At 62.8% G+C, this 26,289-nt stretch carries 23 protein-coding genes and 1 pseudogene; 13 read left to right on the forward strand and 11 right to left on the reverse strand.

The window, feature by feature from the left end:
• Positions 1-4: 4 nt before the first annotated feature.
• From GYH35_RS16745 to GYH35_RS16755, 3 genes are all read right to left on the reverse strand, one after another.
• Positions 5-1,216 carry a molybdopterin molybdotransferase MoeA gene (locus tag GYH35_RS16745; RefSeq protein ID WP_161829003.1) on the reverse strand — a complete coding sequence of 404 codons (1,212 nt, stop codon included), beginning with the start codon at positions 1,214-1,216 and terminating at the stop codon, positions 5-7.
• 347 nt (positions 1,217-1,563) lie between these two features.
• The gene (locus GYH35_RS16750; RefSeq protein ID WP_161811056.1) at positions 1,564-1,914 is read right to left on the reverse strand and encodes a hypothetical protein; all 351 of its coding nucleotides are present in this window, start codon (positions 1,912-1,914) and stop codon (positions 1,564-1,566) included.
• Positions 1,915-2,146: 232 nt separating this feature from the next.
• Positions 2,147-2,518 (reverse strand): hypothetical protein, encoded by a 372-nt coding sequence (locus tag GYH35_RS16755; RefSeq protein WP_161829004.1) that lies wholly within the window; start codon positions 2,516-2,518, stop codon positions 2,147-2,149.
• 119 nt (positions 2,519-2,637) lie between these two features.
• Here GYH35_RS16755 and modB point away from each other — a divergent pair, with 119 nt between their 5' ends.
• Positions 2,638-3,327, forward strand: coding sequence for a molybdate ABC transporter permease subunit (gene modB / locus GYH35_RS16760; protein WP_161811058.1), 690 nt, complete (start codon positions 2,638-2,640; stop codon positions 3,325-3,327).
• Between the two features lie 8 nt (positions 3,328-3,335).
• Positions 3,336-4,490, forward strand: a complete 1,155-nt coding sequence (modC, locus tag GYH35_RS16765) for a molybdenum ABC transporter ATP-binding protein (RefSeq protein ID WP_161829005.1) — start codon at positions 3,336-3,338, stop codon at positions 4,488-4,490.
• Here the strand turns inward: modC and modA are convergent.
• On the reverse strand, positions 4,428-5,297 hold the full coding sequence (modA, locus tag GYH35_RS16770; protein ID WP_161829006.1) for a molybdate ABC transporter substrate-binding protein: 870 nt from the start codon (positions 5,295-5,297) through the stop codon (positions 4,428-4,430). The genes modC and modA overlap by 63 nt on opposite strands.
• Positions 5,298-5,377: 80 nt before the next feature.
• On the opposite strand from modA, the gene GYH35_RS16775 reads away from it, so the two are divergent.
• The 5 genes and pseudogenes from GYH35_RS16775 (at position 5,378) to GYH35_RS16795 (ending at position 9,208) form a co-directional block, all read left to right on the forward strand.
• Positions 5,378-5,803: a winged helix-turn-helix domain-containing protein gene (locus tag GYH35_RS16775; protein WP_161811061.1), complete on the forward strand. Its 426-nt coding sequence runs from the start codon at positions 5,378-5,380 to the stop codon at positions 5,801-5,803.
• Between the two features lie 93 nt (positions 5,804-5,896).
• Positions 5,897-6,415, forward strand: a complete 519-nt coding sequence (locus GYH35_RS16780; protein ID WP_161829007.1) for a hypothetical protein — start codon at positions 5,897-5,899, stop codon at positions 6,413-6,415.
• Positions 6,416-6,853: 438 nt separating this feature from the next.
• Positions 6,854-7,747, forward strand: a pseudogene (locus GYH35_RS16785) (sensor histidine kinase); the annotation flags it as partial.
• Between the two features lie 113 nt (positions 7,748-7,860).
• Positions 7,861-8,622: a LytR/AlgR family response regulator transcription factor gene (locus GYH35_RS16790; RefSeq protein WP_161811064.1), complete on the forward strand. Its 762-nt coding sequence runs from the start codon at positions 7,861-7,863 to the stop codon at positions 8,620-8,622.
• A 124-nt stretch (positions 8,623-8,746) separates the two neighbouring features.
• Positions 8,747-9,208, forward strand: a complete 462-nt coding sequence (locus GYH35_RS16795) for a hypothetical protein (RefSeq protein ID WP_161811065.1) — start codon at positions 8,747-8,749, stop codon at positions 9,206-9,208.
• A gap of 121 nt (positions 9,209-9,329) precedes the next feature.
• Here the strand turns inward: GYH35_RS16795 and GYH35_RS16800 are convergent, their stop codons facing one another.
• Positions 9,330-10,397 carry a phytase gene (locus GYH35_RS16800; protein WP_161829009.1) on the reverse strand — a complete coding sequence of 356 codons (1,068 nt, stop codon included), beginning with the start codon at positions 10,395-10,397 and terminating at the stop codon, positions 9,330-9,332.
• Positions 10,398-10,559: 162 nt separating this feature from the next.
• Complete coding sequence (locus GYH35_RS16805; protein WP_161811067.1) at positions 10,560-11,021, reverse strand: Lrp/AsnC family transcriptional regulator; 462 nt, start codon at positions 11,019-11,021, stop codon at positions 10,560-10,562.
• Between the two features lie 137 nt (positions 11,022-11,158).
• Between GYH35_RS16805 and ald the strand changes: the two genes are divergently transcribed.
• Positions 11,159-12,271 carry an alanine dehydrogenase gene (ald, locus tag GYH35_RS16810; RefSeq protein ID WP_161811068.1) on the forward strand — a complete coding sequence of 371 codons (1,113 nt, stop codon included), beginning with the start codon at positions 11,159-11,161 and terminating at the stop codon, positions 12,269-12,271.
• Positions 12,272-12,388: 117 nt separating this feature from the next.
• Here ald and GYH35_RS16815 read toward each other — a convergent pair whose 3' ends face one another.
• Positions 12,389-14,263 (reverse strand): MFS transporter, encoded by a 1,875-nt coding sequence (locus GYH35_RS16815; RefSeq protein WP_161829010.1) that lies wholly within the window; start codon positions 14,261-14,263, stop codon positions 12,389-12,391.
• Positions 14,264-14,444: 181 nt separating this feature from the next.
• Between GYH35_RS16815 and GYH35_RS16820 the strand changes: the two genes are divergently transcribed.
• Positions 14,445-15,065, forward strand: a complete 621-nt coding sequence (locus tag GYH35_RS16820) for a rhomboid family intramembrane serine protease (RefSeq protein ID WP_161811070.1) — start codon at positions 14,445-14,447, stop codon at positions 15,063-15,065.
• On the opposite strand, the gene GYH35_RS16825 is transcribed toward GYH35_RS16820, so the two are convergent.
• The 3 genes from GYH35_RS16825 to GYH35_RS16835 all read right to left on the reverse strand — a co-directional run bounded on the left by GYH35_RS16825 (position 15,032) and on the right by GYH35_RS16835 (position 18,434).
• Positions 15,032-16,321 (reverse strand): MFS transporter, encoded by a 1,290-nt coding sequence (locus GYH35_RS16825; RefSeq protein WP_161829011.1) that lies wholly within the window; start codon positions 16,319-16,321, stop codon positions 15,032-15,034. The two genes, GYH35_RS16820 and GYH35_RS16825, sit on opposite strands and share 34 nt — an antisense overlap.
• Positions 16,318-17,301 (reverse strand): N-acetyl-D-Glu racemase DgcA, encoded by a 984-nt coding sequence (gene dgcA, locus GYH35_RS16830; RefSeq protein ID WP_161829012.1) that lies wholly within the window; start codon positions 17,299-17,301, stop codon positions 16,318-16,320. The genes GYH35_RS16825 and dgcA overlap by 4 nt, the downstream gene beginning before the upstream one ends.
• Positions 17,302-17,411: 110 nt before the next feature.
• Positions 17,412-18,434, reverse strand: a complete 1,023-nt coding sequence (locus tag GYH35_RS16835; protein WP_161811073.1) for a helix-turn-helix domain-containing protein — start codon at positions 18,432-18,434, stop codon at positions 17,412-17,414.
• A 119-nt stretch (positions 18,435-18,553) separates the two neighbouring features.
• Between GYH35_RS16835 and GYH35_RS16840 the strand changes: the two genes are divergently transcribed.
• From GYH35_RS16840 to GYH35_RS16850, 3 genes are read left to right on the forward strand one after another with little or no spacing between them, the layout of a single operon-like run.
• Entirely contained in the window at positions 18,554-20,923 is a 2,370-nt protein-coding gene (locus tag GYH35_RS16840) for a TonB-dependent receptor (RefSeq protein WP_161829013.1), read from the forward strand.
• Positions 20,924-20,934: 11 nt separating this feature from the next.
• Positions 20,935-21,273, forward strand: a complete 339-nt coding sequence (locus GYH35_RS16845; RefSeq protein WP_161811075.1) for an outer membrane protein assembly factor BamB family protein — start codon at positions 20,935-20,937, stop codon at positions 21,271-21,273.
• A gap of 53 nt (positions 21,274-21,326) precedes the next feature.
• On the forward strand, positions 21,327-21,818 hold the full coding sequence (locus GYH35_RS16850) for an RNA polymerase sigma factor (protein ID WP_161811076.1): 492 nt from the start codon (positions 21,327-21,329) through the stop codon (positions 21,816-21,818).
• On the opposite strand, the gene GYH35_RS16855 is transcribed toward GYH35_RS16850, so the two are convergent.
• Positions 21,819-24,134, reverse strand: a complete 2,316-nt coding sequence (locus GYH35_RS16855; RefSeq protein WP_161811077.1) for a penicillin acylase family protein — start codon at positions 24,132-24,134, stop codon at positions 21,819-21,821. It abuts the gene before it with no gap.
• A 116-nt stretch (positions 24,135-24,250) separates the two neighbouring features.
• Here GYH35_RS16855 and GYH35_RS16860 point away from each other — a divergent pair, with 116 nt between their 5' ends.
• Positions 24,251-26,167 (forward strand): serine hydrolase domain-containing protein, encoded by a 1,917-nt coding sequence (locus tag GYH35_RS16860; RefSeq protein ID WP_161811078.1) that lies wholly within the window; start codon positions 24,251-24,253, stop codon positions 26,165-26,167.
• The last annotated feature ends 122 nt before the right edge of the window (positions 26,168-26,289 follow it).

Raw genomic sequence — 26,289 nt, forward strand, 5'->3', positions numbered from 1 at the left:
CAAGCTACCAGCGATAAAGAGGCAACGAAGCGTCTTCCATAACGACCCGTGGGCCGGGCGGCAGTTCCACGAAGCCTACGGTGCCGATCAATGAGGTGAAATCGCCGGAACCGCGTGTCGGGTGCGGCAAGGCGCATTGCCCCGCGACCGATTGTGTGAGCGTCACAGGCAAAAACACCGCGAGCGGCGGTTTGACTTCGTAGCTTTGGGCAAGCGAAATGGTTTCAACAGTCCTGGCCGTGGCGCCTTGCGCCGCCTGCAGCCCCGGCAGGACATAGCGCGTCAGACAAACCAGCGTCGAGACGGGATTGCCAGGCAACGCGTACACGGTTTGTCCGCCGCTGCCTACGCCGAACCAGAGCGGTTTGCCCGGGCGCTGCGCGACCTTGTGGAAGATCATGCGCACGCCGAGCTCCTCCAGGACCTGCGGAACATAGTCGAAGCGGCCCATCGAGACGCCGCCGCTCAGGATCATCACATCGTTGGCTGCGAGATGAGATCGCAGGCGCTCGCGGAGTTTGGGCAGATCGTCCGGCACATGATCGTGCGAGAGCGTGGAATATCCGTGCTGTCGCAACGAGGCGAGCACGGCATAAACGTTGGAGCGCGAGATCTGCCAATCCTGCAGCGGTTGGCCGGGCTCGACCAGTTCGTCGCCCGTGGAGATCACGACGATGCGCGGCGGCCTTGCGACCGACGCATGCGTTTGCCCGTTCGAGGCGATCACTGCAACTTCGGCGGGGCCGAGCCGGCAGCCCGACGGTAATAACAAATCGCCGCGACGGGAGTCGATGCCGCGAGCATGCACGTTGACGTTGCGCACGGGAGCAGGGGCGTCGTCGCGGAGTTGAGCGATGCCGTCGCTCACGTCGATGTTCTCGACCGGCACGACACAATCGCAGCCGATCGGGAGCATCGCGCCCGTCATCACTTCGATGCAGTCAGTGCGGTCGGGCAGGGTCAGCGGCGCCGCGCCCGCGGCCTGGGTCCCCGCGATCCGGAAGCTATTCCGGCCGCCCTGCCAGCTTTCGAACGAGAACGCGATGCCATCCATCGTGACCCGGTCGAACGGCGGCTGATCGCGGGTCGAAGTGATGGACTCGCGCAGCACCGCGCCCGACAACGCGGCCAGGGGCAAATGAACGGCCGGCAGCTGCGTCGCCTGCTGACGGATCGCGGCTTCGGCTTCGGCGGGTGAAAGGAGGCGGCTGGACACCGGGAAAGTGTGTCACGAGCCACCGGGACGCGCTATATCCGGTCGGAAATTGCGCACGATCGTGCAATGTTGGGCCAGTCCCAGGCACGACCGGCCTTAAAGACGCGCGAGCGGTACCCAAATCCGTGGTCCCACGTCCGCGCGTAAGCAGGGAAACTGAGTCCGTAGCGTCCCCATGGAGCGGCTGATTCGCTCCATTCCTTGGCCGTTGGCCTGCCTCGCCGATGGCACATCAATCCAGCGGCGCTGCAAGCGCCCGGCTTGTCAAATCGAATCGGGCGTCCTGCCCAGGATGTGCCTGGCTTTGTCGACTTCGGCCCGCAACGCAGGCCGATTAAAACTCTGTCTTACCCGCGAGCCTTGAACACACGCACCTGCTCGTTGAACAGCTTGGCCTTGGTCTGCAGTTCGTCGATGGCGGCGTTGTGCTTCTTGGTCTGCATGGTCTTCAGCTGCATCAGCTGCGCCGTGCCGGCGGCCTTGCTCTTGGTCTCCTCTTCGAGGCAGGCGCCGAACGCGTTCACTTCCTCGTTGTAGGACTTGAAGGCCTGCATGGCGGCGACCATTTCCGCTTCAGAAGCGGTCTTGCCGTCGGGGATGGAGGCCGGGGGCTTCGGGAAGGCGCATTCGGCCTGGGCGGTAGCCACGCCAAAGGCGAGGGCGAGGGCAGCGCCGATGGTGAGCAACTTGCGATTCATTTCTCTTGTCTCCAGCTGATCCGTGAGCGTGAGCCGATGTAACGGCGGACACAGCGGGCATCGGCCCTACGCGCGTTCGCTTAAGGGTCGATCTCTCAGTACCTCGTACAACTGCGACGGCGGTCGCACAGATTCGAGGGGTCTGCTGGAAAACGTGAAATGGGTCGCCGGGGGGGCGCGCGGCGAGGGGCAGCGGTGCTTTCACATAAGCACCGCGCCCGGATACGTCAAATCAGCTCTTCTTTTCGCGGGCCTTGAACACTTTCACCTGCTCGTTGAAGCGGGCGGCGGTGGACTCCAGTTCCTCGACCGCGGCGTTGTGACGCTTGGTGTGGATGGCCTTGATCTGCTCGACCTGGTCGGCCGGCGCCTCGGGGCCGGCGGCCTCGATGCGGGTGTTCATTTCGGTTTCCAGGCAGTTCAAATAGGTCGTGACCGCGCTGTTGTATTCCTTGATGGCCTTCATCCCGCCGACCATTTCGTCCTGGGTTGCGGTGGCGCCGTCCGGCAGGCCGCTCGGGGACTTGGGATAAGAGCACTCTGCGCTTGCGGTGGCGGCCGCGAGGCTGGTCAGCAGCGTGACGCCAATAATGGTTTTGATCATGACGAATCCTCTAGCGGCTTTCCGAATACGCCAGCATCTTAAGGCGCGCCCGCGCCGCTTGGCTATGCTCAAAACGTCGACGGCCGGGCCGGTTGCATGACTCCTCTATACTGTCGCTCATGATGCTCACTGCCGCCGAGGTGGACGCCGTCCGCCTGAGCCTGTCGATCGCCCTGCGCAGCGTGCTGTTCAGCCTGCCGCTGGCGATCCTCGTGGCCTGGCTGCTGACCCGGCGGCAGTTGCGCGGCGGGCTGTTGCTCGATGCTTTCGTGCATTTGCCGCTGGTGCTGCCGCCCGTCGTGGTCGGCTACTTGCTGCTGTTGTTGTTTGGAATGCGCGGGCCCATCGGCGGCTGGCTATATGCGCACTTCGGCATCCAGCTCGTCTTTACCAGCGCCGGCGCGGCGCTGGCCACGGCGGTCATGAGTTTTCCGTTGATGGTGCGAGCCATTCGGATCTCCCTGGAGGGCGTCGATGCCGGCCTGGAAGATGCGGCTCGCACGCTCGGGGCCGGGGCGTGGGATCGATTCTTCACGGTGACGCTGCCGCTGATGTTGCCCGGCATTCTCGCCGGTGCGGTCACGGCGTTTTCAGCAGGACTCGGCGAGTTCGGTGCGGTCATCACGTTCGTTTCAAACATTCCCGGCGAGACGCGCACGCTGCCGTTGGCGCTCTACACCGCGTTGCAGACACCGGGCGGCGATGCAGTGGCGGCCCGGCTGGCGGCGGTTTCTTTCTCGCTCGGCCTGATCGGATTGATCGCGGCTGAATTCATCGCGCGCCGTGTGCGCCGGATGCTGGGAAGGTAGCGCGCCGCATGTTCAGTATCCGCGCCAAGAAGCGCCGCGATGGCTTCGTGCTCGATGTGGACATCGAAGTTTCGGCGCCCGGCGTGGTTGCGTTGTTCGGCCGCTCCGGCTGCGGCAAGACCACGCTGGTCAATATCATCGCGGGGCTGCTGCCGGCGGATGAAGCGCACATCGTGATCGACGGCTGGGCGCTCGACAAGGATGGCAAATCGCTGCTGGCCGAGCATCGGGGCATTGGCTATGTGTTCCAGGATGCGCGCTTGTTTCCGCACTTGGATGTGATGGGAAATCTGCGCTACGGCGAGAAGCGGGCGAAGGCGCGCTCCGTTCAAAACAACGAGAACTTGCGGATCAACCCGCGCCGGGATGCTCCGCGCATCACGCTGGATGTAGTTGCGCCGTTGCTCGGGCTCGAGCCGTTGTTATCGCGTCGGGTTCATCAGCTGTCAGGCGGCGAGCGCCAGCGCGTCGCGTTGGGGCGGGCGCTATTGACCCGCCCACGTCTGTTGATTCTCGATGAGCCGCTGGCCTCGCTCGATGCCGCTCGCCGCGAGGAAGTGCTGCCGTATCTCGAAAAGCTCCGTGACGAGCTGGCGATTCCGATGATCTATGTCAGCCATCAGTTCGAAGAAGTGCTGCGGCTCGCGACCCATGTCGTGCTGATGGATAAAGGCAAGGTCCTGTCGCAGGGCTCGCTGGATGAGCTCAGCTTACATCCGGAGTTGCGCGCCATCGTCGGGCCGGAAGCCGTGGGCGCGGTCGTTCATGGCCTCGTTGAATCGGTCGATGGCGGCACCGGCCTTGCGAACATTCGAGTCGGCGCGAACGTCCTGCGAATTCACTTGCGGGAGGCGCGAGCGGGTGCTCACATTCGTGCACAACTGCTCGCGCGCGACATCATTCTCGCGACTACTCGACCCGACAATCTCAGCGTTCGAAACATCATGACCGGAACGATCGCGCGGATCGTTCCGGATGATGAGGATACCGAGCTGGTCTACGTCGACATCGGCGGCGCTTCGATTCTGTCGCGCGTAACGCGGGCCGCGTCGGTGGCGCTCGATCTGCGCGCTGGATTGCAGGTGTGGGCGCTGGTGAAGTCAGTGTCGATTCGCGGCCATGCGTTCGTCGAAGGGCCGGCCCGGCAGCAGCCGGCGATTTAGTTTGCGGTCGTGCCCGTTGCCGCTGCTCAGAACGGTGAAGCCTGCCTTGGTAAAGATGGCGCGCGCTGCGTGGCTGCGCAGGAACTTCAGGAACGACTCAGTCTCGGATGATGCGCTCGTCATTGCGGCGACCGGATAAGTAATCGGCGCGTGTGACGACGCGGGAAACAAATCGACGACGCGGACCTGCGGCTCGACGGCAGCGTCCGTCGCATACACGATGCCTAGCGGCGCTTCGCCGCGGGCGACGTACATCAGCGCGACTCGAACGTTGTCCGCTCGCACGAGGCGCCGTTCGATCGAAGGCCACAGATCAAGGTTGCTGAGCGCGGTCTTCGCGTACTTGCCGACGGGTACGGAGTCCGGATCCCCGGTAGACAGGCGGCCGTTCGGGCCGAGCGCGGCCAGCAAAGGTGCGCCTTTCTGTAACTTCAATGTGATCTTGCTGTCCCTCGGCGCGATCAGCACCAGGCGATTGCCGAGCAGGTCGCTGCGGGTGCCGGCCTTGATCAGCTTGCGCTCCTGCAGGTAGTTCATCCAATCCTGATCGGCGGACAGGAAGGCGTCGGCCTGCGCGCCTGACTCGATCTGCTTGGCCAGCGCGGAGCTCGCGGCGAACGAGAACTTCACCGGCACGTTGGATTGCTGGGTGTACAACGGCCCGACCTGCTGCAAGACATCGGTCAGCGACGCCGCTGCGAACACGAGCAAGGGTTCGCGCTGCGCTTCGGCCGCCGTCGCCGTCTGGGTCAGCCACAGGGCCGCGATGACGAAATGCGCAAGGCCGCGCGCCAGGACTTTGATCATGGTGATACCTCGATGACGGCCGGTGCTTGGATCGCGGCCGGCCGTGCGTTACTTTCGCCTTTCGCCCGCGGAGACCCACAATGAGCCGGCTCAAGATTACGTTGCGTGTGGATTTCGATTCCGACCATGCCATCGGGCCGGGCAAGGTGGCGCTGCTCGAGAAGATGCGCGACTCCGGCTCGCTGTCGCAGGCCGCCCGCGAGCTGGACATGAGCTATCGCCGCGCCTGGCAACTGCTCACCAGCCTCAATCAGACCTTCCGCGAGCCGCTCGTCCTGACCAGCACCGGTGGCACCGGCGGTGGCGGCACGACGCTGACGAAGTTCGGCGAGTCCGTCGTGGCGGCGTATCGGCAGTTCGAAAAAGAAACCAACACTCGCGCCGAGAAGTACTTCGGTTCCATGCTCAAGACCGTGAGCACTCAGCGTGAGGGCACGCGCCGTTCGCTCACTCGCACGCAACGCTCGCCGGCCACGGCGGCGGCTAAGCGCGCGGCGTCTCGTTGATGGAGTTGAGTTCACTTGATTGAAAGTCCATGCGCGATATCCCTGAGGATATAACGGGGGTGCGGTGGGGCGCTATGGCCGATGGAGGGGCAGGTGAACGATCGTATGAGGTACCAGGTCGCTCGACGACAAACCACCTTTTGGGATTTCACCGACTCGGAAGGGACAACTCGAGTGCACTTCATCGCTAAGAAGGAGTTCGGCTTCACGCAACCTGCAGTCGCAAGCTTCTCGATCGAAGCTGACCACCCCTTGCTTGCTGACTACAGCAACGGCTGGGTGCAGATTTTCGTATCAGCCCCTGTTATTGAGCCGGGACTGCTCGTCGCGAAGATCGACGAAGCGGTTAAAGAAATGTCCAAACACTGGCGAACGTTGGCCACTTACCGCGAGCCAGACGTGACATTGGACGTGTTGGGTAGTGGCTACGGTGCGCTAGGCGGATTCCCAATGCCGATGGCCACTGCCATCGCTGCCATCCTCATTCGCGAAGGAATTCGCCATACGGTGCTTCCCTCTTTCGGGCCTCGCGGGAAATTTCAGGTGTTGATTGCCGGTAAGAACTGGGTGGTGGCGGAGTCGTTTCGCATCGAAGAGTTGCCACTTGACTAGTTTGGCAGGTTCAACGCCTCGCTCAGCAATTTAACATTCGGCGCTTCCGCGGAAACGTTTGTTTTCGGAAACTGGGGCGCAACCCTCCTCAAGCTACGCGGTACACCGCCGTTTGTTCCCTCAAGCGGCCATTCGTTATCACGTGGAGTGCAACGGCGGATCGCTGTTGTACAAGGCCGTTTCGACCCGCAGCGATAGACGCTCTTCCGGATGGCCGATGGCCGCATTGCCGAGGAATGGATGTGCGCCACTCGCACGGGCTGATGAAGCATTTGGGTATGCTGCCAACGCGGGCGACGGGGGCGGCGACTGGAGGCGGCCCGGCCGATGGCATAACTCGCTAGAGAAGAACACGAAGGGGCTCGACCAATGGTGCAGAACAGGTCCGAAATCGGCCGCCGGGCCATGGCCATTCTGGCAGCGTGGACACTGGTCGCGATGCTCTTCGCCGGGCAGGCTTGGTTTGCCGCACAGGTGCGCGGCGAACCGTTGGCGTGGGCACGCGCGAGTGCCATCTGGCTCGTCTGGGCCACGGTTTGGGCTGCCCTCACGCCGATCGCCCTGCGACTCGAGGCGCGGTTCCCGCTCCAGCGACCGCGCTTCCTTGGCGCGCTTGCGGTGCATGGCGTCGCTTCGGCCACCTGCGCTCTGGTCAACCTGGCGCTCTTCGCGCTGGCGGCGCCAGTCATCGGTGCGACCCAGGTCGAACCCACCTGGCTCGGCACCTTCAGCCGGCTGCTCAGCACGACGCTTCTGCTGAACCTCCCGGTGTACTGGCTGATCGTCGCCGCGGCACATGTGGAGCGACTCGTGCGGACCGCCCGAGAAAAGGATCGTCGGCAACTCCGCCTCGAAGCGCAGCTGGCCGATGCCCGCCTGCAGACATTGCGCGCCCAGTTGCAGCCGCACTTCCTTTTCAACGCCCACAACACGATCTCGGTGCTGATGCGCGAGGATGTCGACTCAGCAGATCGGATCCTCCTGCAGCTCAGCGCGTTGCTACGCCGCTCGCTTGACAGCACCGAGGCGCATGAGGTGACGCTCGGCGAAGAGATTGCCTTTCTCGAGAGCTATCTCGAGATCGAGCGGGCCCGCTTCGGCGAGCGTCTGAGCTACCGGATCCTCATTCCTGAGCATGTTCTCGAAGCGCGGGTTCCGAACCTGATCCTCCAGCCCTTGGTCGAGAACGCACTACGCCATGGACTAGCCACGCGCGCTGGACCGGGACGAGTGGAAATCAAAGCGGACCGGCAGGCCGACTCCCTCCTGTTGTGCGTGGTCGATGACGGCCGAGGTCTACCGCCGGCGACGATCGAACGCGTCGGCCTGGCGAACACCAGGGCGCGGTTGCGCTTGCTGTATGCGGACAGGCAACGCTTCGACGTGCGAAATTCCGACGACGGCGGCGTCATCGCCGAGATCGAGCTACCTTGGCGCACTCTCCCATGACCATCCGCGTACTGATCGTTGACGATGAACCGGTCGCCCGCCGCGGGATATTGCGGCTGCTGCGGCAGGAGCCGGACATCGAAGTCGTCGCAGAGTGCGGAGACGGTGAAGCTGCGATCTCAGCGATCAGCGCGCTTTCGCCCGACCTCGTCTTCCTCGATGTGCAGATGCCCGAGCTCGATGGGTTCGCCGTCATTGAGGCCATCGAGGGCGAGCGCATGCCAGCGGTCGTATTCGTGACCGCATTCGATCAACATGCCGTGCGAGCGTTCGATGCTCAAGCGCTCGACTACGTGCTGAAGCCGATCGATCCGGAACGCTTTCGCCGGGCCCTGCAGCGCGCTCGTTCCCACTTGGCCCATCCCGATGACGGCTTCGTCCGCCGCGTTTCTGAGGCCTTGAAGTCGATCGATCGAGGAGAACTGCAGCGTTATCCCTTGCGACTCGCAATCCGTTCCGAGGGTCGCGTTCGATTGCTCGACATCGGCGAGGTCGATCGCATCGTCGCCGCAGGAAATTACGTCGAGATCCACACAGGCGCGAAACAGCACCTGCTGCGCGAGACGATGGCCAGCCTCGAGTCCCGCCTGGACCCACAACGCTTCATCCGAGTATCGCGGGCGGCAATCGTCAGCATTGCCCAGATTTGCGAAGTGCAGCCACTGTTCAATGGAGATTTCGTCGTTCTCCTCAAGAATGGCGCGCAGGTGAACGGCAGCCGCCGCTATCGGGCGGCGCTCGACGTGTTGCTTCGCTGAACGCTGTCACTGCGCAGCCTCCACTCCTCCCACCGCCGCGTCCGCCTGACACCAAGGGGGCGCGAGCGACCGCACGACAGCTCATCATCCGCAACACGCACTTCCGCGTCGTCGAGATGTTGACATGCAGAAAGAAATGAATCGGATTATCGCTGGCGTGGCATTGGCATTGGTAGCTGTTCCGGCGGCAGCAAGCGAGGCCGTAAACATGCGTTTTGAGTGCCCCGCGTCGACCACAAAGCCAAGTCAGCCGACTGAACTTTCGGGTCTGTGGGACGTGCTCATGGATGTGGGAGGTGTTCCCAGCTTCGGTCTTCTCTCGCTTGGAATGTCAGGTACAGAGTTGGCAGGATCGCTTGCGCTCAATGCCGGCGTGGTGGTGGTTCGCAGCCTAAAGTCCGACGGCCAGACCGTGGCGATGGTTGTCGCATCCGCCGAGGGGGACGTTCGCTTCGACGGCTCTCTCGCTTCCGATGGGAAGCGGATGTGCGGCGTCGTCAGCTACCATGGCGGTCAGAAGTTCGAGATGATAGTGCAAAAAAGGCCGGACCGAAGAAGTGGCGCACAGAGTAGCCAGGAAAGGTAAGTAGAGTCGCTGGCGAAAGAAAGTTCGCATGACGAACGCTCCGTCAGTTCGCACGCGAGAGCGCCGAACTCCGGCGCTCCATCTCTTTTCCGGCCAAACCTCTTACAACGGCGCCAGCTGCTTACAACGGCGCCAGCTGCAGAGCCTCCGCAATCCTTTCCCACGGCACCAACTTGAAGTTCTGCGCCGCCGACGGCGACGTGTTCTTCCCATCCTGCGCGACAAATACGCCTTGCGGAAACGCGGAGCCAAGCGAGGCGCTGGTTACATCGATGCCATCGGTATCGCTCGTCCCATCGATGCCCGAAGGGCTCGGCACGATGGCGAACTTGCCGATGAACTTGTTGTCACCGTCGCGGCGATACACGTTGTACTCGTTCGAGCCTTGGCTCGACACGAGCAGATAGCCGCTCTCGCCGGAGCCGTAGAAAATCGCCACACCTTCGGCGTCAGCGGTCAGATTGCCGTCAGCAACCGTGTCCACGGAAGTGCGATCGCTGCCGCCGTTCGGAGCAGCGGAGTACCGCCAAAGGCCGACGTCTTCTTCAGCGACGTACAACACGCCGGTCCCATCATCAGCAGCACAACCTTCCGCTTGTGAGCCAACACCAAACTCGCGAACCAGTCGAGCGCCAACTCGCTCGCCGCGGGCTTCGAGTTGCCATTGTTTGAAGTGACCGGAGTCGCCGTCGTTGGCGAATACGAAGTACTCGCCGGCAGCGCTGCGATACATGCAAAGCCCGTAAGGATCGGCCATGCCAGTGGGAATCTTCCCGTCGGCGACGTTGCTGAGTCGGCCGTTAGCATCGACCGCATAGAGCGCCAATGTTTGATCGGTACGACTCGTTGCCGCGACGATGGCGACCTCACCGCCGCCGAGCGAGAACCCGTAGCGAAGGTCGACGTTGTTCATCCGGCCATCCGGCAGCGACTGCACGCGCTTGCCGGCGAGGTCGTAAACATCCAGTCCGTTCTTCTTATCCGTGCCGATGATCAAGCTGCGAGATGGGTCGGTCGGATGCACCCAGATTGCAGGATCGTCCGCGGCGTCATTGACGCTGGCGACAGGTTCGGTTTCGACCGAGGCGAAGACCGGCTTGGCGGCTTTCGACGGCAGGCCATTGTCCTGGGTGATGCCGCAGCCGGCGAGCAGGGTGAGCGAGAGCAGGCAAGGAATCGAGCGTTGCATTCAATGACTCCGCCGACACGTCGTGCGTCGGCCTGACGAAATTTTAGCGGGCGTGTATTGCGATTCTTCTACGTCGTTGCGCCCACTTTATAGAGCGGCAGCTGACGGATGCCTGTCAGGCGGCGTCAGCGAGAAATCAGTTTCGTAACTTCGACGTCATCTTCATCGGATGGGCAGTTCACGCGCCTTCTGCACCGTGCGCAGCGCGAAGCTCGAATGGACCCGCGCGACGCCGGGCAGGCGGGTGAGGTGCTTGCTGTGGAGCCGTTCGAAGTCGGCGGTGTCCGCGACGACGACGCGAACGAAGAAGTCGTAGTCCCCGGTCATCAGGTAGCACTCCATCACCTCGGGAATCTTGCGCACGGCGTCTTCGAATTTGCGCAGGTCGGTTTCGTCCTGCCGGTCGAGCGTGATGTTGACGAATACGTTGACCGGGCAGCCGACCTTCTGCTGGCTGATCAGCGCCGTATAGCCCTCGATCACGCCCGATTCCTCGAGTTGGCGGATGCGTCGCAGGCAAGCGGATTCCGACATGTTGACGCGTTCGGCCAGCGCGCTGTTCGGGATGCGGCCTTCGTGCTGCAGCGCCTGAAGGATGGCGCGGTCGAAGCGGTCGAATTTCATGGCGCAAGAATCCGTCAGGATTTCGGAGAAGTGTCGCAGAGTCTGCCACAAATCCGTTGGAAAGCGCCTGATTGGGGCGACTTCGTGCGCCGGCGCGGCTCTACATTTTTTAGCGTCGTCGCCCTCAACGAGGTCTTATGCGTATCGGCGTCCCGAAAGAGATCAAGAATCACGAGTATCGCGTCGGTCTGGTGCCTGCAGGGGTTCGAGAGCTGGTGGCGTCGGGCCATCAGGTGCTCGTGCAGAGCACGGCGGGTGCGGGCATCGGGGTCGAGGATGCGGCGTATGTCGCGGCGGGCGCCAGGATCGTGCCGACCGCGAAGGATGTGTTCGATGCGGCGGAGATGGTCGTGAAGGTCAAGGAGCCGCAGCTGGTCGAGTGCCAGATGTTGCGCCGGGGCCAGACGCTGTTTACCTATTTGCATCTCGCCGCCGACCCTGCGCAGGCGAATGCGTTGATGGCATCCGGCGCGACCGCCATCGCTTATGAAACAGTCACCGCCGCCAATGGCTCGCTGCCCCTGCTCACGCCGATGAGTGAAGTGGCGGGGCGCATGTCGGTGCAGGTCGGCGCGTCGTCGTTACAGAAGGCGAATGGCGGATTGGGTGTGTTGCTCGGCGGTGTCCCGGGTGTCGCGCCCGCAAATGTTGTGGTGCTGGGCGGTGGTGTGTCGGGCACGGCCGCTGCGGAAATAGCAGTCGGCATGCGTGCCGACGTGACCGTGGTCGATCGCTCGCTCAAGCGTTTGCGTGAGCTGGATGCGTTGTTCGCCGGTCGTTTGAAGACGATGGCGTCGACCGCCGAGGCCATCGAATCGTTGGTGATCCAAGCCGATCTCGTCATCGGCGCCGTGCTGGTGGTGGGAGCCGCCGCGCCGAAGCTCGTGACGCGAGCGATGGTGAGCAAGATGAAAAAGGGCGCGGTGATGGTGGATATCTCCATCGACCAGGGTGGCTGCTTCGAAACCAGCCGGCCGACCACGCATGCCGATCCGACGTTCGTCGTCGATGGTGTCGTTCACTACTGCGTCACCAACATGCCCGGCGCCGTGCCGCGTACCTCGACGTTCGCGTTGACCAACGCGACGTTGCCCTACGTGAAACAACTGGCGGATCTTGGCGTCGAGAAAGCATTGGCGGCCGATCCGCATCTGGCGGCGGGCTTGAATGTTCATGCGGGCGCCATCACATGTGAGGCAGTGGCTCGCGATTTGAAGCTGGCGTATCGGCCGTATCGTGTCGCAGCCTGACGACTGAACGTACTTTTGAACAAGTGTCAACGAGCGGTGAGGATGATTACATAGCGACCGTTGACACCCAGATCCCCCTGTTGAGCCCGCTGTATGGCGGGCTTTTTTTTGGGCGGACTATTGAGCGGCGCCGCGCAGCTCGACGACGCGTTGTCGCAGATCTTGCACTTCGGCTCGCTCGGCGGGCACCGGCTCGCCCACTTTCAGTGTGATCTTCGCCAGGAAGCGGCGCGGCCAGCGTTTCCACACTTGTTTGTATTTGCGCGAGAGCATCGAGTCCCACAGCCCCGACAGCGACAGGGGCACGACCGGCACCGGTGTTTCTTTCAGGATGCGCATCATGCCGGCGCGGAACTCGCCGATCTCGCCATCGGGCGTGAGCCGGCCTTCGGGGAAGATACAAACCAGATTGCCATCGCGCAGCTCGGCGGCCACCAGCTGGAACGCGCGCTCGTACACTTCGGGATTTTCCTTCTGCGGCGCGACCGGGATGGCTTTCATGCCACGAAAGATCGTGCTCAGCACCGGGATCTTGAAGATGCTGCTTTCCATGATGAAACGAATCGGCCGCGGACACGCCGCCGAGATCACGATGGCGTCGGCGAAGCCGACGTGATTGCAGATCAGCAGGGCCGGGCCTTCTTCCGGAATGTTGTCGATGCCGCGCCGGTCGAGTCGATACACGAAGTGGATCAGCAGCCAGGCGACGAAACGCAGCAGGAACTCCGGCACCAGGCTGTAGATGTAAATCGCGACGAACGCATTCAGCACGCCTGTCAGCAGCAGCAACTGAGGGATCGTCAGGCCAGCGTTCAGGGCGACGGCGGCGAGTCCGGCGGCGACCACCATGAACACAGCGTTGAGAATGCTATTCGCGCCAATGACACGCGACATGATCTCGCGACGCGTGCGCTGCTGAACCATTGCGTACAGCGGCACGATGAACAAGCCACCGAACAGGCCGATCAGCGCCATGTCCATGAGCACGCGCCAAGAGCCCGCGGTCTGGATGAAATCGCGAGCCGACAAGTCGGTTCCTGCCATCGCGGGCGTCGCGAGATACAAATCGACCGCGAACACCGTCAGACCGATGGAGCCGAACGGCACCAGGCCGATTTCCACTTTGCGGCCCGACAGGCGCTCGCACAATAACGAACCGATGCCGACGCCGGCGGAGAACATCACCAGCAGCACCGTGACGACTTCTTCGCTGCCGCCGAGCACGTCCTTGGTATAGAGCGGCAGCTGCGCGAGCACGACTGCGCCGTAGAACCAGAACCAGGAGATGCCGAGGATGGAAAGAAATACTGTGCGCGACTCACCGGCAGCGCGCAGGTTCTCCCAGGTCGACGTCCATGGGCGCCAGTCGATCTTCAGCGTGGGCGCGGCCGGTTGCAGTTTCGGGATCGCGAGACTGCTCAGAAAACCCAGCAATGAAATGGCCACGAGCGTCGTTACGATCAGCGCGATTCCGCCGTGCGCAGCGAGCAGGCCTGCGACCAGCGTGCCCAGCACGATCGCCACGAAGGTGCCCATCTCCACCATGGCGTTGCCGCCGACCAGCTCCGAGTCGCGCAGCACTTCGGGCAGCAGTCCGTATTTGGCCGGGGCGAAAAACGTGGAATGCATGCCCATCAGGAATAGCGCGCCGAGCAATACCTCTATGCTGTGTGTGGCGAAGCCGAAGCCGGCAATGGCCATGATGGCGATTTCGGCGGCCTTCACGAACTTCAGCACGCGCGCCTTGTCGTAACGGTCCGCCAGCTGCCCGGCCATGCCGGAGAACAGCACGAACGGCAGGATGAAGAGTCCGGCCGCGATGTTGGTCAGCAGCGCCGGCTCCAGCTGCGTATAGCTCGCGGCCTGGTAGGTCGCGAGGATAACGAGCGTGTTCTTGTAGACATTGTCGTTGAACGCGCCGAGCGCCTGGGCGCCGAAGAACGGCAGAAAACGGCGTTGGGCCAGCAGTTGGAATTGTGATTGTTCGGCCATTCGCTCATCCATTGGTGCGATGCTGGCGGCATCCTACACTTTCGGGGAACTGCCGCGCCCGGCCACGGTCGAAATCCGTGACCCCCTGCTGTAACCTCGATCCCCCTTGAGAGCCCACCCTTGGTGGGCTTTTGTTTTTGGGTATGCTTTAACTTGCTTGGTCTGCCCGCATACAGTATCGATGCCCACGATTACGCCTCTAAATAGAGCACTGATCCTTATCAACGTGGTCGTGTTCGTGCTGCAGTCGCTGACCGGCGGCCCCGAAGCAAGCATGATCAACGCGCTGTTCGGCTTGTGGCCGCCACAGGCGGGCCAGTTCGGCTACCCCGAGTTCCATGTCTGGCAGTTGCTCACTTATGGGTTTCTGCATGGCGGCTGGGCGCATCTGTTCTTCAACATGTTCGCGCTGTTCATGTTCGGTTCCGACATCGAGCGGCTGTTCGGCTCGCGGCGCTATCTCTTCTACTATCTGGCGTGCGTCGTCGGCGCAGCGCTGATGCATCTAATCGTGACCGCCGGGGGCGGCGGAGTGCCGGCGCAGGTCGTCGGCGCATCCGGCGGCGTCTTCGGCTTGCTGCTCGCCTACGGGATGGCGTTTCCGAAGCGCACGCTGATGCTCATGTTTCCGCCCATCCCCATGCCGGCGTGGTTGTTCGTCACCTTGTACGGCATCTTCGAGCTGGTGATGGGCGTGACCCAGACCGCGTCGGGTGTCGCCCACTTCGCGCACTTGGGCGGCATGGCGACCGGCTTCGTCATCATTCGTTACTGGCGGGCGCGAGCCCGAGCTCGCAGATGAACGAATAGCAGTGCGGTCGCAATGGCGAACGCGGGCGCAATGACGGTGATGATGGAAATGTCCAGGGCGGCGTGATCGCGATACAGGCGGTCGGTAGCCAACGCCACGAGCGTCGGGCCCATGCCCAGCCCGAATAGCATGTTGCCCAGGGAAGTGAAGGCGCTGCCGACACCGCGCAGTTCGTTGGGCAGGCGCAGTTGAATCGTGATCACGCAGATGATGGAGCAGATCGACGACGCCGTCGATTGCACCAACAAGATCGCCAGCAGCCAGTGCGGATCCGGCGCCACAGCGTAGCTCGCCGTTACCAGTGCGATCCCGGCCGACAATAGTGCCCAGCGCAGCGCGCCTTCCGAGGCGCCTTTTTTGGAAGCGCGATCGGTGAGCCATCCCGAGACGACCGCTGCGACCACACCGGATGCGAACAAACATCCGCCGAACCACACTCCGATCCGAGTCGCGGGCCAATCGAATTCGCGCACCAGCAGGGTGGGCGTCCACGAGCCGATGGAAAAGTCACTGATCGCCGCGCACGCGAGCGTCAAGTACAACGGCAGCAGCACATCGCGACGGGCAACGAACTCTGCGAAGACGTTGCGCACACCGCGCGCATCGCCCAGTCCGCGCTCCGATCGTTGCGGCTCGCGAAGGCACAGCAAGGCGAGCACGAGCGGCGCACCCAGCAGGCCGACGAGCCACAAGACCACGCGCCACGAGGGCGTGCCTGTGAGATTCAAAGCAGCCAGGGCGGCGTTGAAGCTACCGCCTTGGGCCAGATCGAAGAGCACTCCGCCGGCAGTGACGGCCAATGCGCCGCCGATCACTTGTCCCATCACAAAGATGCTCAGCGCGAGGCCGCGCCGTTCCAGGCGCACGCCATCTCCAATCATCGAGGTCGCTGCCGGCACCAGTGCCGCTTCGCCAACACCGACCAGGATGCGAGCCGCTGCCAGTTCGGCGAACGAGCTGGCGAAACCGCAGGCGATGGTGGCGCCACACCAGATGACCACCCCGGCAATCACGATCAGCCGGCGATTCCAGCGATCCGCCGCGATGCCGAGCGGGACTCCCGCTATAGCGTAGATGACTGCGAACGACGCGCCTTGCACCAGGCTGGCCTGTGTATCGCTCAACGCCAGGTCCTGACTGAGCGGAACGAACAACACGCTGAGGACCAGCCGATCGATGTAGGCGACGATGGCGGCGATGCTCAGCACCGCGACCATGCCCCAGGAGTTGTGTTGGGGCGAGGTCATCCCCACACATCCGCATCGAAGGGAGCGATGATTCCGCCGTCGTAACGCAGGCCCGGACTGCGATCTGTTTGTAACAGGCGAGCTCCGTCGAGATCGACGAACGACGCATCGCTCGCCAACAGCATCGCTGGCGCCATCGCAAGCGATGTGCCTCCCATGCAACCCACCATGATGCGCAAGCCCCGGCGTTCCGCTTCGACCTTGATGCGCAGCGCCTCGGTCAAGCCGCCGGTCTTGTCGAGTTTGATGTTGACGACCTGATAGCGATCGCGGGTCCGCTCGAATAACTCGAGGCCATGGAATGACTCGTCGGCTCCGAGCGGAATGCTCGTGCGCACGCCATCCAGTTGCGAATCGTTGCCGGCACGCAGCGGTTGCTCGATCAATTCGACATCGCACGAAACTGCGGCCGCCGCGAAGCTCTGCAGTTGTGGGAGCGTCCAGGCTTCATTCGCATCGACGACGATGCGGGCGGACGGTGCAGCCTCGCGTACCGCACGCACGCATTCGATATCGGCGTCTCCGCCCAGCTTCAGTTTCAGTAGCGGCGACCATGCTCGAGCTGCCATCGACGCCATGGTCGCGGGTGCGCCCACTCCGATGGTCTGCGAGGTCAATGTGGGGCGCGGTGCTGGCACGCCGGCCAGCTCCCAAACGCGGGTCTTGGTCAGCTTCGCTTCCAGATCCCAAAGCGCGCAGTCGATTGCATTGCGAGCTGCGCCCGCCGTCATTGCTTGCTGCAACTCCGCTCGATCCAACCCTGCCTCGAGCGCTGGAATCAATGCCTCGATCGCGCGCAACGATTGTTCCGGGGTTTCGTCGAAGCGCCGGTTCGGACTGCTCTCGCCGCGACCGACCACGCCTTTTTCAGCAACGGTGACCACTATCACGTCTTGCCCTGTAATCACGCCGCGCGAGATCGCAATCGGTTGCCGGTATGGCCAATGCTGGTGTCCGCACGCGACGCGCCGTCGATACACGCTCGTCTCCCGCAATGTCGAAAAGGCTTCGATCGCGGCAGGGTAGAAGCGGGCAAGGGGCGGGTCTTGTATGAACAGCCAATCGACGTTGTATGTATCGGGCGCAGCCGTCAGCTGCGCCGGCGGGCAAAATCATTACGGTATTGCAGGGGAGTGGTGCCAAACGCGGCCCGGAATGCGCGCGTCAGATGCGCTTGATCGTAAAAGCCCGCTTCCTGGCTCACTGCCTTGATCGGCAGCTGACCGTCGACCAGCAACTGCTTGGCTCGCTCCACGCGAGCGCGCAGGCGATATTGAGCGACGCTGAAGCCGGTCGAATGTTTGAAAGCGCGCGCCAGGCGAATCGGGTCGGTGCCGATGACCCGGGCCAACGCAGCCACGTCGGCATCGTCCGTCAGATTTTCATGCAACCAATCGGTGGCGCGGCGTAGATCATGTGCGGCGAGCGTAGTTGCACGCTTGCCCGTCGGCTGTCCCGAGCGGCTATTGCGGCCTTCCTGCTCCGAGAGCAGCACCAGCATCGACAGCGCCAGGTCACGCGCTTTCACCTCGCGATAGGCTCGGGTAAGCGGCGGCGTGCAGCCCGGCTTCATCAGCTCAATGGTCGTTTGTCTCATCCGCGCGCTCAAGCGGGCTCGATCGAAACAACGCGCGCCGGAACGACCCAGCAGGAACGAGCGCACCGGCTCTGGCGTGTGTTCGGGATCGAGGCCCAGATCCTGCTGAAAGAACGAGTCATCGCAGTGAAGTGTCACCGAACGTTCGGCGACATTGCGGGTCAGGCGCTCGTGTTGCAGCTCTCTGGGCGAGTACACGCTCACGGAACAGTGCTCGCCGAGCATGGACACGTCGCCGTCCTTGAACTGCAGCAGGCTGCAGCCGCTCAGCTTGAAGCGCATTTTCAGCAGGGGCGCGCTGTTATTGCTGAGCGCCATGCGCTTGTCCTCGAAGCAGCGAAAGTCGCTGATATCGAGCAACAGGTTACGGCTGACTTGCAGAAAATCGACCTGCCCGACGCCTTCCTCGCCGCGAAAACGCCAGCCCACTCCCTGGCAGCCCGACGCGTCGAGCGAGACGACATCGAACAGATGCGACTGCTCGGCGACCCGACGCAGCAGTGGATTAAGTCTCATAAGGGACCTTGTGGCTGGGAGCGCCCGCTCGCGGTTCGTACAAACCTTACCCGGGCAAATACAATACTGCCCGATCCGCTTCAGGAAATCTGCCCGGACAGGGGAAGCGGAGAGCTGCGATGAAATCGAATCGGTCGGTGTTGAGTGCGCATCGGTCATGGGGCGTGTCCGCGGCCATCGCTGCGTGCCTGGGGTGTGCACCGAGCCTGGCACAACAGAGCCCGCCGCAGGGCGAGTCCAGCCCGGCGGCACTCGGGCTCGAAGAAATCGTCGTCACCGCCCAAAAGCGCGAAGAGAAACTCAATCGAGTTCCGATCAGTATCTCGGCGCTGAGCGAGTCGCACCTCGAGCAGATCGGCGCCAAAGATCTCGCGGGCTTTGCTCGTGAGATTCCAGGACTGAGCGTTCAAGCCGCGACCAATGGCGGCGCGCCTTCCATCGTGATTCGCGGCATTTCCTCCGCCGCCGGCGACGCCACCGTCGGTGTCTATATCGACGACACGCCGGTGCAGGCGGTGAAGTCCAGCTTTTCGGCCGACCCGACGCCGAAGCTCTTCGACATCGAGCGAGTCGAGGTGCTGCGCGGCCCGCAAGGGACGTTGTACGGCGCCAGCTCCGAAGGCGGCACCGTGCGCTTCATTACGCCGAAGCCGAGCCTCACCAACTTCACCGCGCGTGCGCGGACGGAGTTTTCCTCCACCGAGGACGGCGAGCCCAGTTATGAGATCGGTGCTGCCGCGGGCGGCCCGGTCGCGGAGCAGCTTGGGCTGCGAGGTTCTGTTTACTACCGAACGGACGGCGGTTACGTAGATCGCGTGTCCCGGATCGATGGGGCAGTCATCGACGAGGATGCCAACAGCAGCGAGTCCCTCGCGGCGCGGCTGGCGGCGAACTACTCGCCGAGCGACAACCTCGAAATTCTGCCCTCGATCTACTATCAGCGGATTCGCAACGATCATCTGCCGCTGACGTATTCGACCTCGGGTCCGCTGCAAGTCGCCGACACCACGGCAACGCCCGGCGAGGACCGGTTCGTGCTGCCGGGCCTGACGATCAATTACGACTTCGGCAGCGCTCAGTTCACATCGGTGTCGTCGTACTTCGATCGGCGCAACGACCAGCGCTTCGACTACTCGACCATCACCGGCGACCTGCTGTTCGGAACGGCGATCGTGCCTGGGTTCGAGGATTATCGCTCCGTCGGCGACACGCGCACCACGCAAGAGAATTTCACTCAGGAATTCCGGCTGAGCTCGCCGAATGACTCGGGGCCGTTCGGCTACACGGTCGGCGTGTTCTATCAGCATGCGCAGACCGATTTCCAGCAGAGTGTCGCGGAGCCAGAGCTCGAGGGACTCGTGCAAACGCTGACGGGCGCCCCCTTGGAAGCGGTCCTCGGCATGGGCCTGCTGCCCGGCGGGCTGACTTATCTGCAGACGTCGGCAACGACAGTCGAACAGGTCGCTGCGTTTGGAGAAGCGAGCTATGAGCTGACATCTCAGCTCAAGCTCACGGTGGGCGCACGCGTTGCGCAGGTCGATGTCGAGAGCGAGTTCTACGCCGATGGCTTGTACAACGGCGGCCCGACGGCGCCGGAGCTGTTGGGCGTACAGCGCGCGAGTGAGACGCCGATCAATCCGAAATTGACCCTGTCCTATCAAATCACCGACGACGATCTGATGTATGCGACAGCGTCGCGTGGCTTCCGCGCGGGCGGACCGAATACTCCGGTGCCGGTCGGAAGATGCGGCGCCGACCTGGCAGCGCAAGGAACCAGCGCCGCTCAGCTGCGATCGTTCGACTCCGACAGCGTGTGGAACTACGAGCTCGGCGCCAAGACCTTGCTGCTCGACGGTCGCCTGTCACTGAACGGCAGTGTGTTCTACATCGACTGGTCGGACATCCAGCAAGCGCTGGCGTTGCCGACTTGCGGCTTCGGCTACGTTGCGAACCTGGGGAATGCGACCAGCAAGGGCTTCGACCTGGCGATCCAATATCAGCTGATCGATGGCCTCACGCTCGGAGTCACTGCCGGCTATACGGACGCGACTCTCGATGAAGATATCTACGCCGGCGCCGATCCGATCACCGGCGCTCGCGCGCTGATCGCACGCAAAGGCGACCAAACACTGCTGACGCCGGAGTGGAGCGGTAACGTCGCATTGAACTACCAGCGTGAGTTCGCCAACGGCGTGCAAGGTTACGCGCGCGCCGATTTGCAACGTTCCAGCGCCTTTTATCGCACCACGTCCGAAGGTACGACCAGCTATGACGCTGACTTGTATCGCGGACCTGCATACAGCTTCGGAACTCTGCGCATCGGCATGATCCGTGACGGGCTGAATGTTTCGGTATTCGTCGACAACATCTCGAATGAGCAGCCGGTGCTGTTCGCGACCTACGCCCAGAATCCCAGCTCACGCATGTTCCAACAGCAAACTACGCTACGGCCGCGCACGATCGGCATCAGCGCCGCATACGACTTCTAAGGTTGGCCTGAATGATGGATCGTAAGGGGCTGTGGGCCGCCGCGTGCGTCTGGATGACGATGATTGTCCAGCCGGCGGCGGGTCAGGACGCCGAGCACACGCATTACTCGCCGCTGTCGAAGGTTACAGCGGCGAATGTGCGAACGGGACGAGAATTATGGGTTTTCGATCCGAAGGTGGCGGGTGCGTGGGCGCGCAAAGCGTGCTGCGACGTGGTCAATCGCGGCGTGGCGGTATCGAACGGAAATGTTTATGTCGGCACGGTCGACGGATATCTCGTCGCCTTGAATGCGCGCGACGGCCGAGTGAAATGGCGAGTCGATACGTTAACTGATCGCAGCCGCGGTTAGTGAGTTCGATCTCGATGCCGAGCGCGTCTCAGCCGCTAAGAAGGTATGGGGAGTTGTCCGCGCTCACCGGCGCCGGCTCCGATCAACAGGGGCGCGCGCGTTTGGTTCGTTGGATTGCGCGTCATCACGGCGCAAGGGTCGAATCCGAGGATCTGTTGCACGATGCCTTCGTGCGCTTCGAGCAGCAGCGTCGTCGCGCCATGGTTTCCGATCCGATCGGATTTCTGTTGCACACGGCGTCGAACCTGGTCATCGACGACTATCGAAAGCGTCGCACGCGGCGGCTGGCCAGTGACGATGCCGAGCTGGCACGCATTCCCGATCCCGAGCCAGCGGTGGAGGAGATACTCACGGCGCGCTCGCGTCTGGAGCGGGCCGCGCAGGTGTTGGATGCGCTGAGCGAGCGCACGCGTGCGGTGTTCCTCATGCATCGATTGGATGGGCGCAAGCACAGTGAGATTGCAAGCTCACTCGGCATCAGCATCAGCGCCGTGGAAAAGCATATCGCCAAGGCGGCATGTCTGCTGATGCAGCTGGGCGAGTGATTACCGGCGAGGCAATCGCAATACTCGAGGCGGGCTGATAGCTGCTGCCGCAACGGCCTCGGCAGTGAATGGCAACCGCGACCATTGCTTGCGTGAATAAGCAATCGTCTGGTCCGCGTAGTACGGCGAGTCCGGTTCGGGCGACTGAGAGCTGGCGAGAATCGCCTCGGCGCGCGGCCCGGACGCATCGAAACTCACAACTAGCATGTACGCGTTCGACGGCGCTATCGGGTCCGTGTAGCCGAGCCCCGGCACCAGCGTGGCATTCATCGAGCTGAAGGTCGGGCCGCCGTGCAGCGGGATGCGAGTGCCATTGCGGATGACGAACTGCACCGTGCCGAGCTTCGCGTCCAGTGGCAGCCGTGCCTGATCCAGGCGATCCACGGCACTGCTCATCGCTTTCCAGACGGAGGGCTGAGTAGCATCGAAGTCGCGTGGAGTATGCAAGGGATCGTTCGCATCGAAGGGAATATTCCACAGAGACGCAACGGCGCCGAGATCTTCGCCGGCGGGCTGCTTCAGGCGATTGACGAATTCGTTGAAGAGATGCGCGCCGGTGCTTTCCAGGTCGTAGCGGCGATCCCATCCGCTCAGCGCCTCGCAGCCACGCTCGACCCGGCGTCGCTCGACTGCATCGGTGATCTGCGCCGTCGCCTGCGCGCAAGCGGGCAGAAGCTTTTGCAGAACGAGATCGGCTTGCAGTGAGTCGCCCGAGAGCAGCAGCTTCTGCAGGGCCTCCGCTGAGATGCGCGGCGCGGTGCTCGGATCTGACGCGGCGATCCAGGGTTGTAGCTGAAGCACGCCTTGCCGCGTGCGCAGCTTTCTGACGCTGCGCTCTGCGCCGACGATGGCAGGGAAGCCCTCCAAAGGCGCATCCGGATGGGTGAGCCAATGACTGTCATTGGAGTTGGCAACGAAGTCGGTTCGTAACATTGACGGGCGCGCCGAGGCCGGCAACACGCCACTGTTTGAAAAGCAGCTGCTGCGCGAACCGTCGAGCACGGCCAACAGACTCTCGAAGCCGGTTACCGTCGAAACTGCGCAATTGCCCAGCGTGGCATCGCTGAGATCCGGCGCCACAGAAAAGTCTGCATAGAAGGCATTGCCCTCGCTGTCCGCGGCGACAGTGTTGACCCAGGGCAGACCGAGCGTTCGGTGCAGTTCCGACTTCAGTTCAGGCGCATTCCGGCTGCGGCCGATGGCGAGCCACTGTTGCAACAGCCGATCGTTTTCCCGATTCGCGTCCAGCAGTGCATACGCATGCTCGCGCGACCAGGGCATGCTTTTGCTCATCAGCACGGGCCCGAATCGGGTCATCCAGAAATCGTGGCTGTGTGCGATGGGCTTGCCAGCAGCGTCGAGCGACTGAGTCGTCACGCGTTGGCGCTGCATCGGTAGGGAACGCCCGTCGAGCATGTATCGCGTCGGATCTTCCGGATCCAGCGTCAAGCGGTACAGGATGCCGCGTTTGTCGGTGGAGACGGTGTGCGTCCAGGCCAGAGATCGATTGAAGCCGATCATGACGAGCGGCACGCCCTGCACAGCCGCGCCCATCGCGTCGTACTGGCCGGGCACGGTCAGATGAAGCTCGACGAATCTTTGCGGCCCGTCCCAGAGAAAGTGAGGATTGCCCAGCAGCAGTCCACGTCCGTTGTCGGTCAGCGACTTGCCGAACGCATAGGCATTGCTGCCTGCCGAGCCAACACCGACTTGCTCTGCAGCGCTCGCGGTCCGTTCGGCGGAGTCCGACGTGGGCGGTTTCGCATCGAAGATTTCCTGTCGCAGCAGGCCGGAGCTGAGGAGCATCGCCAGTCCTTGCATGCGACGCTGAATGTCGGCGGGCTGGATGGGTTGCAGCGATCCTCGACCTGCGCAGGCTTTCGCCCGCGCCGGTTCGGAGCGTAGATATTCGTTGAAGCCTTCGGCGTAGCCTTGCAACAGCCCATCGATCTCCCGCGGCGACCTTCGCTGAGCGCGGCGGACATGAGCGTCATCGATCATCAGCCGCATCACTAAATCGCTGACAACGTTGTTTACGGGGCGGCGACCGAGCAGGTAATTGAGATCGATGCCGTCCGCTCCGTAGTGCATCGCGCGTTCGCCGCTGTAAGTGGCGAACATCGCGGCCATACCGCAGAGGTCATTCTCGGCCATGACATATCCATAGCCGAAGCCGAGTGCGCGGTAGGTCGGAGCGACGATGTGCGGGATGCCATGCTCGGTCGTGGTGACAGTGGCTGCGGGGCGGGCTGCCTCGCCGGCACTCGTGAGGAAAACGCATGCGAGCAGGAGGGTGTGCAATCGGGTAGTGAGCATGACTCAAGGACGTGGTCGCGCCGGAATTCCTCATCTCGCGACGTCGAGCGAAACATGGCTGAGGAAAACAGCCGTTGCTACGTCCTTGGCTGATCGTCTGCAGTCGTGGGGTCGAGATGAGGATCGTCAGAGCGTTGCTGCTGTTCGCCGGGTTGGCCCTTCAGCCACTGGCCGTCTCAGCGCAGACTCCTTTGTCCAGGCACGATCTGGAAACCTACCTCGACGGTTTCTTTCCGTACGCTTTACAGCGGGGCGATATCGCAGGAGCAGTGGTGTCGGTGGTCAAGGATGGGGAGGTGCTGCTGCTGAAAGGCTATGGCGTCGGCGACGTAGGGACGGGGCTCCCAGTCGATCCGGGCACCACGATGTTTCGGCCCGGCTCGATCTCCAAGATGTTCACGGCGACCGCGGTGATGCAACTGGTCGAGGCCGGCCAGTTGCAGCTGGATCGGGACGTGAACGATTACCTGGACTTCGACATTCCGGCGACCTTCGAGCAGCCGATTACGTTGCGCCAGCTGCTGACTCACACGGCTGGGTTTGAAGATGTCTTCAAGAACGTGCTGCTGGATCGTGCGGAGGACACGCCGACGTTGGAGGCGTACGTCAAGCAGGCGTTGCCGCGGCGAGTATTCGCGCCGGGCTCGACGGTCGCGTACTCGAACTATGGAGTGACGTTGGCGGGCTACATCGTGCAACGGATCAGCGGCGAGCCGTACGAGCGTTACATGCAAAGTCACATTCTCGAGCCTCTCGGAATGACGCACTCGACGTTTCTGCAGCCGGTGCCGGAGTCGATCGCTGCACGGCCTCCGCAAGGTTACATAGCGGCCTCGCAGCCGGCCTCGTCGTTTGAATTCCTGGGAACGCCGCCGTCCGGCGCGCTATCGTCGACCGGCGCCGACATGGCCAGGTTCATGCTCGCCCAGCTCGGTGCCGCTGCGTCGGGTACGCCCGCTATTCTGCGTCCCGAAACGATTGAGCAGATGCACCAGCCTGCGTTCCGATCCGCCCCGGAGCTGCAGGCCATGATGTTCGGTTTCTATGGCGAGGACCGCAACGGTCAACGAATCGTCGGGCACGCGGGCGATCTGATGAGTTTTCATGCGGATCTGCATCTGCTGCTCGATGCCAGGATCGGGCTATTCGTCGGGATGAACAGTCTCGGGCGCGACGGCAGCAGTACGGCGCTGCGCACGGCGCTCTTCAAGGGGTTCATGGATCGCTACTTCCCTGCGCAACTGCCCGACGAGCCCACGCTCGCCACTGCCCTGGAACACGGGCGATTGATCTCCGGTCGCTATATTCCCAGCCGGCGAGCGGAGCATTCGTTCGTGGCGTTGGGCAATCTCCTGAGTCAAGGCAAACTGACGGTCAATCCGGATGCCACCGTTACGCTATCCACTCTCAAGGGCTTGAACGGTGTGCCGAAGCGCTGGCGAGAAGTGGCTCCGTTTCGCTGGCGGGAAGTGAATGGCGGCGCACAGCTGGTGGCGACACTGGATCGAGGGCAGGTGAAGTACCTTGCCACGGACGACGCTCCACCGGTCGCGGTCTGGCAACCCGTGGCAGCGCTCGATAACGCTGCGTGGAATCTGCCTCTCTTGTTTGCGACTTGCGCCATTCTTCCAGGCGCGCTGATTGCGTGGCCGGTCGCCGCCCTGGTCAATCGTCGCAAACGCGCTCTGCAGGTGCTGGCGCCCGCTCAGAAGCGCCAGCGTATCGCGACTCGGCTGATCCTCCTCGCGGGCGGTTTGTCGCTGTTTGGCTGGATCGCATTCCTGTTGCGTGCGGGCACTGATCTGGCGCTGCTCGCTGACGCCAGCGACAGCTTCCTGCGGCTGCTTCAGCTGCTGGGGGTCGTAGCTGTGCTCGGGCTGGCGCTGGTTATCTGGAATTTCTTGAAGATGCTGCGCCGGAGTGACGTCACAGCGTGGTCCAGGATTGCGCAGGGTGCGCTCGTCCTCGCGTGCGCGGCTTCGGTGTGGTTCATATTGCGGTTCGATCTGCTGCGGGTCCGATTGGACTACTAGCAAGCTGACGCGCTTGTCAGCTTGCGTATGACATCGGTGCAAGCAAGGATACATTTGGTCACGCGGCGTTCGCCTCTGCGCCATCATCACTAAACACCGACGCTGAACAATCTCATCTCCAA

Source organism: Steroidobacter agaridevorans, from assembly GCF_009932555.1.
Taxonomy (GTDB): domain Bacteria; phylum Pseudomonadota; class Gammaproteobacteria; order Steroidobacterales; family Steroidobacteraceae; genus Steroidobacter; species Steroidobacter agaridevorans.